Annotated in this window: 6 protein-coding genes; all 6 read right to left on the reverse strand. The window is 40.5% G+C overall.

All coding sequences use genetic code 11. The annotated features are described in order from the left end of the window. Positions 1-33: 33 nt before the first annotated feature. The 6 genes from ABD769_RS22125 to ABD769_RS22150 all read right to left on the reverse strand — a co-directional run bounded on the left by ABD769_RS22125 (position 34) and on the right by ABD769_RS22150 (position 10,513). Entirely contained in the window at positions 34-1,107 is a 1,074-nt protein-coding gene (locus ABD769_RS22125; RefSeq protein ID WP_344853531.1) for a FecR family protein, read from the reverse strand. 736 nt (positions 1,108-1,843) lie between these two features. Then, the gene (locus ABD769_RS22130; protein ID WP_344853532.1) at positions 1,844-2,398 is read right to left on the reverse strand and encodes an RNA polymerase sigma factor; all 555 of its coding nucleotides are present in this window, start codon (positions 2,396-2,398) and stop codon (positions 1,844-1,846) included. A gap of 326 nt (positions 2,399-2,724) precedes the next feature. Continuing rightward, the gene (locus ABD769_RS22135; protein WP_344853533.1) at positions 2,725-4,659 is read right to left on the reverse strand and encodes an alpha-amylase family glycosyl hydrolase; all 1,935 of its coding nucleotides are present in this window, start codon (positions 4,657-4,659) and stop codon (positions 2,725-2,727) included. 192 nt (positions 4,660-4,851) lie between these two features. Next, a complete protein-coding gene (locus tag ABD769_RS22140; protein WP_344853534.1) occupies positions 4,852-6,228 on the reverse strand; it encodes an MFS transporter in 1,377 nt (458 codons plus the stop codon). A 131-nt stretch (positions 6,229-6,359) separates the two neighbouring features. After that, a complete protein-coding gene (locus tag ABD769_RS22145; RefSeq protein ID WP_344853535.1) occupies positions 6,360-8,039 on the reverse strand; it encodes an alpha-amylase family protein in 1,680 nt (559 codons plus the stop codon). A 155-nt stretch (positions 8,040-8,194) separates the two neighbouring features. After that, positions 8,195-10,513, reverse strand: coding sequence for a glycoside hydrolase family 65 protein (locus ABD769_RS22150; protein WP_344853536.1), 2,319 nt, complete (start codon positions 10,511-10,513; stop codon positions 8,195-8,197). Positions 10,514-10,660 lie beyond the last annotated feature (147 nt).

A 10,660-nucleotide genomic window follows, 5' to 3' on the forward strand; every position in this document is an offset into this window, starting at 1 on the left:
AGGGCGGTGCTCCAACACCGTCCTTTTTTCTTCCTATTTTGAGATGATTACCTGTTTCCCCTTTATCTCATATTTAAAATTATTTTCAGTTGCTTTTAAGGCGTGTAATACCTCTTCTATACTCTCGTTGGTAATGGTTGCCGTAAAACGGTATTTTTCCAAAGCCGGATCGGTAAATCTGATTTCAACATTATACCATTTCTCGAGCACATTTTTAATCTCATCAAAATTCTGGTCGTAAATTTCGATCCGGTTCTGTGTCCAGGCCGTTTCTACAATAGTACTGTCCTTAATTTTGGTATAGTGATTAATGGTTATTTCGGGCTGTGGCGCCATCGGCTTAACCAGTTTGTTTTTTTGCTGCTGCGGCATTACTTTGTAAAACGTAACCTTCTGGCTCGGCTTTAAAGTAATTACACCGCCGTTTCCGTTTACGCCTTCCATGGTAATTAAACCGCGGATTAAGGTAGCTTCTGAACTAATTTCATCCGGATAAGCTTTTACATTAAAAGCAGTACCCAGTACATTGATGTTAAAATCGCTGGTATGTACTTTAAAAGGTTTATCCTTATTGTGCTTTACATCAAAAAAAGCTTCACCAGTTAAAGTAACTTCTCTGTATTTATCGTTAAAATCTTTAGTTAATGATAGAACACTTTTGGCGTTTAAAAGTACCGAAGTACCATCCGGTAAAATGATTTTTTTCCGCTCGCCGCTTTTTGTGGCAAAAGTATAAACCATCTGAGCCGGTTTATTTGCCCCACTGTTTTTATAAAAAGTATTATAAATTAAAACGGCACCAAACACCAAAATTACCGCTGCTGCAATTTTAACCCACAAATAACGGTGCAGTTTTACCACCTTTTCTTCAGGGGCAGGAAACATATGTTCTTTAAAATTTTCTACCTGCTTGGCCAGCGGACGTTTATTTCCGCTCAATATTGCATAAAGCTTTTTTGCCTCTGCAATTACTTCCACCTGCTCAGGGTGTGCATTAATATACTTCTCCCAATATCCAATGCATAGCTTATCCGTTCCGGCGCAGTATTGCTGGAAAGTGCTATCGACAAGAAAATCTTCTGCATTGAATTTACTTCTATCAACCATTCTTTTTGCCTTTTATATAACAGTGCCCAAAAGCTTTACTTTTTCCTAAGGAAATTTTAACTTTCTTTTAACATCACCGAACATATGCCCTGCAATAGCTTTAAATAAAGAAATTTAATTTGTTTAAACTAAATTTATGAAGTTTAAAAGGGGTTAAACACGGAAATAACTTTGGGCGTTTTCTGATTATTTTTTGGGCGTTTTAATCCGCTATAGCTCCTGGTTACCCTTCGATTCCGCGCAGGGTGACAGGTAATCTCTATCCCACTTAATGGGAAACCTAATTTTTCATGATCTGGAAAGCAAGTGTATCACCTTTGGGTTTCACCTGCCCCGTGCTGCGTTACAAATCCTCGCCCTCATACTTCGGGCTGTGGGTTTTCCACTGTGCCCGGGTTTAGCTTGCAGGGTGAGCAGAACTATTAAAGGTTTTTGGCTATCGCCGGAACAGGACCTTGTTAAATAAACGTGACAGGAGCGACAGCCCCGAATTTTTCATGAGGGCTATAGCAAATGGCAGGGCAACAGCACCGATGAAAAACAGACCGCTGGTTTTCGGATAAAAAGTGTCGTTACCTTTCTATTAGACTCTGAATAACATAAAAAGAGATATCGCAACTGCAGTTGATCCCCTATAGATCTCTCTATTCCGCTACGCTCCAATCGAGATGACGGATCGATAAGATTTACGAAGTCATCCTTTTGCTCAGGCCCCAAATGATGTAACGCGAAGATTTTATGCGTTAAATTCCTTCCGCAGGATTTTAAGCGCATCGTAAATGGTATTGTAGGCAGTTTTTATTGTCTGATTGCTTTGTTCTGCAATCTGCTCGTAACTTAAACCCTCGAAAAATTTTAAATGGATCAGTTGTTTTTGCTTAAAAGTGAGTTTTTCCAGCGCATTTTTGAGTTGATATTTTACCAGCTCGTCGCTCTGCACCTTTACTATAAACTCTTCGTAACTCATTTCCATCCAATCGCCATCGGCGCCGGCATTAAAAAGCGCATCGTTAATTTTGCGCTTTCTTTCGAGAATCCTCAGCAATTTCCTTTTTAAAAAGGTGCGCAGGTAGGCTTCAACATTATCAACGCGGGTTAGGCTCTCGTGTTTTTCCCAAATGGTGGTAAAAACCAGGTCGGTGGCTTCGCTGGCAGTATCTGCATCAGCACAAACCCTGATCCCGAAATTAACCAAAGGATAATATAGTGCGGCATAGAGGTCAAAAAACGCATTTTTATCGCCAGTCCGTAACCGTTCCCATAATAAATGATGCGCTAATTTGTTATCCATTAAGTTGTTAGTTGTTATCGCAATATTAACTAAAAACAATAAGATTATTACTAAGTTTCAGTTCGTGACGACACGAACCGAGGGAAAAATGTTTGCGCTCGTTTTCAAACGATAAACTAATTAATGCCCGTTAAGAAACGAGCGTTAGCGAAAGATGGAATAATCAACTAAGGTTGAATAAATAAAAAAAGTCGTTATTGCGATGCATGAAGCAATCTTAAAGCACGCTTTAATAGCGATCGCTGTAAGATTGCTTTGTCGGCTGAAAAAGCCTTCTCGCAATGACGACTCCTTGCTGGTTTTGGAAACCTGATGGGTTTAAATATTTACTTTAAAGCTGTTTTACTAAAAATATGGTATTCTCCGGGGGCTAAAGTTTGGGCATAAATGCTGGTGTTTAAATTAATACCTGTACCTACTGCATCGATCCAGCTACCAGCCGATCCGAAATCGATATTGGCAGTTTGATTTACCACATCAAAATTACCCACCACCACAACGGTATTGCTGCCTTCAGTTAATTTGATGTATTTAATTCCGCCTGCCAGGTTATAGGTTGAACTGGTTGAATTAAAAATGCTGTTGTTCTTTTTTAACCGGATAAATTTTGCATAGGCATCGTACAATGCTTTGCGGCTCGGATCGCTGTAATAATCCCATTTAATTGGTTTTTCGCCCGTTCTGTCATTAAAATCGATGTTGATATCGTAACCCAGTTCTCCAAATTGCCAAACCATTTTAGGTCCGGGGATGCTGAATAAAAAGGCGGCAGCTAGTTCTTCTCTTTTTAATGAGGTGGCCAGGTTTCCTTTAATTACATAACTGCCAGAAGCATTTCCATAAGTGATATTCTTAAAGTTTAAACGCTCCTCGTCGTGACTTTCGCCATAGGTAACCAAACCGTCAGATTTGGTAAATCCATGATTGGCATAAAAGCCCCATTGAAAGTTAGAATTATCCAGCCAGCCCATGGTAGCCTCGTTCATATTGTAATTGAGGTTGTTCCATAGCATCATGCCATCGTCGGCCAATACCTTTTCTTCTGATTGTTCGGCAAAATGTTCTAAAATCACATAAAAATTATTGGCATCCACACTTTTAATAAAAGCATTATAATCTTTCCAGATGGCGATACGGCTGGCATCGTATAACCTGAACTGCGCATCATCTGTTGATGCTTTCTGGGTAAAACCTTTCGAAAGATCGAAACGGAAGCCATCAATTTTGTACTGCAGCATCCAGAATTTCATTACGTCTTTCGAGAATTTTTTAGTGGCCGGGCTTTCGTGGTTAAAATCATAACCTACATTAAAAGGATGTTTGGCATCAACATTAAACCACGGGCTATTCGCTGTAGGTTTTGAACCATCAAAATACAATTGTACCATCGGCGATTGTCCGAAAGAATGGTTCAGTACCATATCCATAATCACCGCTATACCCCGGCCATGGCATTCATCAATAAAATTTTGCAAAGCTGTTTTAGTACCGTAGTACTTATCTGGCGCAAAATAAAATGACGGATTGTAACCCCAGCTCAAGTTTCCTTCAAACTCATTTACCGGCATTAATTCGATGGCATTTATGCCCAGGCCGGTTAAATAATCGAGTTTGGCCAATGTTGAAGCATAATTATGATCAGTTGTAAAATCGCGAACCAGTAATTCGTAAATCACCAGGTTATTTCTATCCGGACGGGTAAAACTGTTATTTTTCCAGGTATAAGTGGGCTGATTGGCCTGCATTACACTAACAATACCTGTGGTTTTACCTGTGGGATAAATTTTTAAATTTGGGTAAGTTGCAGCCGAAATGTATTGATCGTTATCAGGATCGAGCACTTTTTCAGAATAAGGATCGGCAACTTTCAGGTTTCCATCTACATAAAACTGATAGGCATATTCGTTAGCCGGGTTTAGGTTATCAATTTGTACCCACCAGTAATTTCCATCGGTGGTATTTTTCATCGGTGTTGCAGTTACAGACCAGGTGTTAAATTCTCCGATCAGTGCAACCGATGTTTTATTAGGCGCATACAAAGTTACAATGGCCGATGTTCCGTTATTGATAAACACGACACCATCTTTAGCGCCAGCAGGTAAATCGGCTTTTTGGTTGGTTGGCGTTGGCTCAACACCACCATCAGACGCTTTTTTACAGGCGGTACTAAACGCTGTTACCAATAGCAACAGGTAAATGATTGTTTTGGCTCTTTTTGTTTCGTGCAGACACAAAGCAACGCGGTTGATTATTTTTTTCATTTGGTTAAAATTTCAGGATTTAGCTTATACTGTTTCGTGGCGACACGAACCAGAGCGAGTTTTTTTACTACAGAGAACACCGGGTTTTTCACAGCGTGCACTGAAAATAAATATGTATGTTCTCGATCCGTGTCGCCACAGGCCGAAATATGGGTAATGGCCTGGGAGGACACAGACCATGGAGTTAATGTTTTAGACTGATCGATTTTCTTCTACTTCGAGTTTCGAAGCTAAAGCGTCATCTGTATTTTTAGTTTCCCGAATAAAAACATAACAGATTATAGCAGCCAGAATCATTAAACCACCACCTAATTGCACCGCTAAAAGCCTGTCGTTATTCAGTACATTACGCATTAACCAGCCAAAACCTAATGAAGCAATGATTTCTGGCAGTACAATAAAGAAGTTGAAAATGCCCATGTAAATCCCGATTTTATCTTTTGGTAACGAACCGCTCAACATGGCATAAGGCATAGAAAGGATACTGGCCCAGGCAATCCCAACCCCAGTCATACACAGGTAAAGCATGTTTTTGTCGTGCACCCAGGCTACACTGATCAAACCAATGGCGCCGCAGATTAAACAAAGTGCATGGGTAGTTTTACGTCCGAGCGCATCGGCAATTTTTGGTAAAACCAGTGCGAACAAGAAAGTAATTACACTATAATAAGCCAGGGTTAAACTGCCAAAATCGGCACCATGGGCATAAACCGGATCTGCAGCATCTCTACCGCCAAAAACATTAACCGCTACGGCAGTGGTGTAATAAAACCACATTAAAAATAAACCCGGCCAGGTGAAAAACTGTACTAAAGAAACGATTTGCATTCTTTTGGGCATGTTCCTTAAAGCATGAAAAATTTCGCGGGCACCACCTCCAAAACCTTTGTTGCTTTCTTTTATTTTTTCTTTAAAATCAACATCCTGTGGCGGATATTCTTTGGTGGTAAAAACCGTCCACAATACCGCGGCGAAAAAGAAAAATGCGCCGATATAAAACGAAAACTTCACATTTTCGGGAATATTTCCCTGTTCTGCGGTATTGGTTAAATGGAAAACATTGTTCATGATCCACGGCAATGCTGAAGCCACGCTTCCACCTAAACCAATCATCATGCTTTGCATAATAAAACCGCGATTAACCTGACTATCAGGTAATTTATCGGTAACAAAGGCACGGAAAGGTTCCATGGCAATGTTGCCGAAAACATCCAAAATCCAGAGCAATCCCGCAGCCATCCATAAAGCACTGCTATGCGGCATAAAAATGAGCGCAATACTGCTCACAATGGCACCAATCATAAAATATGGTCTTCTTCTCCCCCATTTTGGATGCCAGGTGCGGTCGCTCAGGTAACCAATTACAGGCTGTACCAGTAATCCGGTTAAAGGTGCTGCCAAAAACAACAATGGAACCTGATCGGGATTAGCACCCAGGTTTTCGTAAATACGCCCCATATTGGCCCTTTGTAAATCCCAACCGAACTGGATCCCGAAAAACCCCACGCTCATATTAATGATTTGTGCGAGTGTTAATCTGGGGTTCTCGAATATTGTTTTTAAGCTCATTTTGTTTGGTTTAAGCGCTTAGCGCAGGGCGTATAGCGTTCTTTCGGTTAAATAAATTATTTTAAATACTATTCATCTGTTCACCTTTTTTTATCGCTAAACGAGTGGGGCCAGGCGCATAGCAAAGACTTTTAAAACTCAATCACCTGAGCGCTAACCGGCGCCAGGTTTACGGGTATGCTTGTTCCTGCGGGAATATTTAATTTTTTATCTGTTAACAGTTCCGTAACCGGAGATGAATTTTTCACTTTTAAAATCTGATCAGGGATTTCGATGTTAGCGGTTAAAGTTTCTGTCCGGTCGAAATTGGCTACTATCAATAAACGCTGTTTGCCAGAGTAACGGATAAAAGCATACATGCGGTTATTCATATTTCCGGTAAGTGGCACCTCATAAATTTCGCCATTAACTACGGCATCACTCGTTGAAGTTACTTTTATCAATTGCTGATAGTAAGCCCTTAAGTTTTGTTGGGAAGGGCTTAATTTTCCTCCATCGAACAATCCGCCGTTCATCCATTTCTGGTGATCAGGAACGCCCCAATAATCAAAAATTGTGGTGCGGTTATCATCGCCGCCAAAACCTTCCTGACCTTTGCCCGGTTCGCCGACTTCCTGTCCGAAATAAAGCATAACCGGACCAGCGCCCAATGTTGCCGAAACAACCATTGCAGGTAAAGCCAGTTCAGCTTTACCTGCAAATCCTGCCGATGCAATGCGTTCTTCATCGTGGTTTTCTAAAAAGCGTAACATGTGTTTGCCAAAACCAGCACTTTCTACCTGCCACACGTGTTTAATCGCTGCTACATCTGCAGTTGGTTCATTTCTGATTAATTTTTTAAGGCCATCGTATAAACCTACTTTATCATACAGGTAATCGAATTTACCTTCTTCTAAATATTGTTGGTACACTTTCGGATTGTAAGCTTCTCCCAGGAAAATCAGATCGGGATTTACTGTTTTAACCTGCGGAATTACCCAGTTCCAGAATGCAATAGGTACCATTTCGGCCATATCGCACCTAAACCCATCAACGCCTTTACGCGTCCAGTAGATTAAAATATCACGCATTTTAAGCCATACCGGAGGAATAGGATCAAAATATGTTTTCTCCCCGTTTTGATAATCTACCCCATAATTTAACTTAATGGTTTCGTACCAGTCATCATATTTGGGCCGGGCAGAAAATACATTATTACCTGTGGCTTTTGCAGGATTTTCCACAAATTTACCATCCTGAAGCGCTGAAAGCGGCGTTTTTTGTCCGTTTGTTGGAACCGTTAAAGCCTGACCCGGGATATAATAATAATCATTTTTTGTGCTAAAGGCTTTGGTTACATCATCCTGTGCGCCAAAGTCGGTTACGCCATTTGGCTTTACATAAGAATGGTAACTCCTGGCAACATGATTTGGAACAAAATCAATAATCACCTTTAAATTTTTGGCATGTGTTCTTTTAACCAATGCTTCAAACTCTTTCATCCTGTTTTTAACATCAACTGCCAGATCGGGATCAACATCATAATAATCGCGGATGGCATAAGGCGAACCCGCCCTGCCTTTTACCACATCGGCGTCATCAACCTTGATTCCGTAAGCAGAATAATCGGTTAAACTGGCGTGTGCAATAGCCCCTGTGTACCAAACATAGTTTACATGGAGTGCTTTTATGCCATCGAGTGCTTTATCGGTAATATCGTTAAACTTACCCGAACCATTTTGCTCAATGGTACCATATGGGATATTGGTGGTATTTTTATTCCCGAACAAACGGGGCAGTAACTGGTATATAACGATCTGTTTATCGTTCATTTTGGGATGTTTTTGTGCAAAAGATGATGATGAAATAAATAAATAGAAAATTGTCATCATGCAAACAATCGCATTAAGATTGATTCGTCGTTCCTCCTCGCAATAACGAAGTGTTGAGAAAGTGACATTTTCCATTTTACATTTTACCTCTACAATCATACCAACTCGGCGTTATTAACTTCAATTTCGGCATTTCCGGCCAGTTTATAGTTCTGATTCCGGATCCCGATTTCTAAATCAACAGCGGCATGGTTTTTAATGCTGATACCGTTTTCAGTGATATTGATTTTCAAGGTTGCCCCTCTAAACCCAATGGTAAAGGAGAACGATTTCCATTTGCCAGGCAAAAACGGGTTAAACTGCAGTTTACCGTCGCGCACACGCATGCCCGCAAAACCTTCTACCACGCTCATCCAGGTACCGGCCATAGAGGTAATGTGTAAACCATCTTCGGTATCGTTGTTATAATCATCGAGATCTAAACGGGCGGTACGTAAATAAAATTCGTAAGCACGGGCCTCGTCGCTTAACTTCGCAGCTAAAATGCTGTGTACGCAGGGCGATAAAGAACTTTCGTGTACGGTACGTGGCTCGTAGAAATCGAAATTACGTTTCAGGGTTTCGAGGTCATAATCTTCTTCAAAGAAATATAATCCCTGTAATACATCAGCCTGTTTAATAAAGTTTGAACGTAAAATCCTGTCCCAGCTCCATTTCTGGTTAATCGGTCTTTCGCTGGCAGGTAAATCTTTAACCAAAATCTGTTCTTTGTCTAAATAACCATCCTGTTGTAAGAAAATGCCTAGTTTTTCATCCTGCGGATAATACATCTTTTCGATAATATCAGCCCAGTCTGCAAATTCCTTTTGGTCGAAGTTTAAGCTTTTTAGCAGGCTGTTATATTTTTCTGGTTGTTGTGTTTCTACAATTTTAGCAGCTTCTGTGGCATATTTCATGCACCACGTGGCCAGAATATTGGTGTACCAGTTATTGTTTACGTTATTTTCATATTCATTTGGACCAGTTACGCCAAGCATTACATATTGCTGTTTATCGCTGCTCCAGTTAACGCGCTGTTTCCAGAAACGGGCAATACTGATTAGTACCTCTAAACCGAAATCAGACAGGTAGCTTTCATCGCCGGTATAACGGATGTAATTAAAAATGGCAAAGGCAATGGCGCCGTTACGGTGGATTTCTTCGAAAGTGATTTCCCACTCGTTGTGGCATTCTTCGCCGTTCATCGTTACCATTGGATAAAGCGCTGCACCATCTTTAAAACCTAATTTCGCTGCATTTTCGATGGCTTTACCCAATTGTTTGTGGCGATAAACCAATAAGTTTTTGCTTACTTCCTGCGGGGCCGTGGCCAGATAAAAAGGCACACAATAAGCTTCGGTATCCCAATAGGTAGAACCTCCGTATTTTTCACCTGTAAAACCTTTCGGGCCAATATTTAAGCGGTCATCTTTACCGGTGTAGGTTTGGAAAAGCTGAAAAATATTGAAACGGATAGCCTGCTGGGCAGAAACATCGCCTTCGATAATGATATCGCTTTCTTCCCATTTGGTTGCCCAGGCTTCGGTTTGCTCTTTTAATAAAGTATCAAAACCTTTGGCTGAGGCCTTGGAAATTACCGATTTGGTTTCTTTTAAAAGTGATTCTTTTGGATAATTTTCGGAAGATAAATTAGCCGCAATTTTAACCAGAGTGATTTCTTCATTAGCTTTAACATCTACCGAAAAAGTTTGTCCGACGAATTTCTCTTTGCGCACAGCTTCCGGATTAAAGTCTGATTTTTCTGCATTTTTATACAGTTCTATATTGCTTCCGGTGCAAACTTCAAATTCGGTTTTCTTTGTTCTTAGTTTGATGTAAGCCTCAGTTCCTGAAATTTCATCAGCAACCAGATCCCAGAATTTTTCATCGTAGTTACTGTCCTGATTTTTAACATCACCATCAATAAAAGGTGTTAAAGTTAATTTACCATCAAAACCCAGCGGCGTAATGCTGTAACGGATGGCCCCAACTTCATCATCGGCTATGCTGCAAAAACGTGTTGATTTAACTTTCAGGGTTTTACCGCTTTTTAATTTCGCAGTAAAACTACGCTCTAAATATCCGGCGTGCATATTCAGCACACGTTTAAAATCGCTTACTCCGGCAGTTGCCAAATCAAGGATCTCGTCATCAATTTTCACTCCAATACCTATCCAGTTTGCTGCATTTAAAACTTTTGCAAAATATTCGGGGTAACCATTTTTCCACCATCCCACACGGGTTTTGTCGGGGTAGTAAACGCCTGCAACATAGTTTCCGGGTAAGGTTTCTCCGGTATAGGTTTCTTCAAAATTGGCACGCTGCCCCATACGGCCGTTGCCCAGACTGAAAATACTTTCTGAAATTTTATTTAAATGTGGATCAAAGCCTTCTTCGATAATATTCCACTCATCTGCTTTAATGTAATTTTTCATATTCTTACGCTTTCGTCATCGCTGTAAAGGTTTAGTAATTCGGTAATGAACTAGAGTTATTTTTTGTTATTTATATTTGCCATTTCCGCCGGTTTTTTACCATTAATTCCCTGGTGTGGTCTTTCCCAGTTATAATAAACAATATAC

Source organism: Pedobacter jeongneungensis, from assembly GCF_039538295.1.
Lineage (GTDB): Bacteria > Bacteroidota > Bacteroidia > Sphingobacteriales > Sphingobacteriaceae > Pedobacter > Pedobacter jeongneungensis.